Source organism: Selenomonas sp. oral taxon 892 str. F0426, from assembly GCF_000468035.1.
Classification (GTDB): domain Bacteria; phylum Bacillota; class Negativicutes; order Selenomonadales; family Selenomonadaceae; genus Centipeda.
The window spans coordinates 1-1,080 of sequence record NZ_KI260532.1; the positions used below are offsets into that span (position 1 = coordinate 1).

Genomic DNA, 1,080 nt, shown 5'->3' on the forward strand with positions numbered 1-1,080 from the left:
CGCCGACACCACCTCCAACACCGCCGACACCACCCCCAACTCCTCCGACTCCGCCCCCGACACCTCCGACACCGCCCCCCGGCGATGGTTTCCGACTCGATGAGGACAACGCGAAGTCCCTTGCCGAGACGGCGGCAGGTTCGGTTGCCTTTATCGGCTCGGGCATGAATCTCTTTACGAATCTGGGCATGTCGAGTGCGTCCATCGAGGCGGCGGCATCCGAGGGCTTTGCTCCCTTTGCGGCGATGAGCGGCTCCTCGATGCGCGCCAAGACCGGCTCGCACGTCGATGTGAAGGGCATGAATCTCGCCGTCGGTTTCTCGCGTGAGGTTCTGCGCGGCGACGACCGCCTGATGTTCGGCCCCATTGTCGAGTACGGGCGCGGCAGCTACGACAGCTACGTGAACAGTGCGCACGGCGACGGCACTCTCCGCTACATCGGCGGCGGCGGCTTTGTCCGTTGGGAGCAGCCGAACGGCGTGTTCTCCGAGGCGAGCCTGCGCTGCGGACGCTCGAGCATGGACTATTCTGCCGATCTTACGACGGGGCGCAGAGCGACGCACACGTCCTACGACGCGGACGCGAACTACATCGGCGCACATCTCGGCATCGGCAACCATGTGACGATGCAGGACAAGAGCACGCGCGAGGTCTATGCGCGGTACTTCTTCACGCGGCTGGGCAGTGCGGACGCAACGCTCTCCACGGGCGACCGCTACTCGTTCTCTGCAGTGAACAGTCACGTCCTGCGCGTGGGCGAGCGCTGGCAGCTCGTGCACGGCAGCAGCGCGCTCATCCTCGGCGCATCCATGCAGTATGAGTTCGACGGTGATGCGAGCGCGACCTACCACCGCGCGGGCGGCATGAGCTACACCTCGCCGTCCCCGTCGCTCAAGGGCTTCTCCGGCAGCCTCGAGCTCGGCTGGAAAACGCAGATGAGCAGCAACTCCACCGCAGACCTCAGCGTCGAGGGCTGGGTGGGCAAGCTGCGCGGCGTGACCTTTAGAGCAGGATTTGCTTGGAAGTTCTAACGTCCGCTCTCCCAGCCTCCCCCGTGGTGCACGGGGGAGGCTAGGGAAT

At 65.3% G+C, this 1,080-nt stretch carries 1 protein-coding gene; it reads left to right on the forward strand.

The window, feature by feature from the left end:
- Positions 1–1,031, forward strand: a 1,031-nt coding sequence (locus HMPREF1992_RS03350; RefSeq protein WP_231366947.1) for an autotransporter outer membrane beta-barrel domain-containing protein, incomplete at its 5' end; no start/stop codon positions are given.
- Positions 1,032–1,080: the final 49 nt, after the last annotated feature.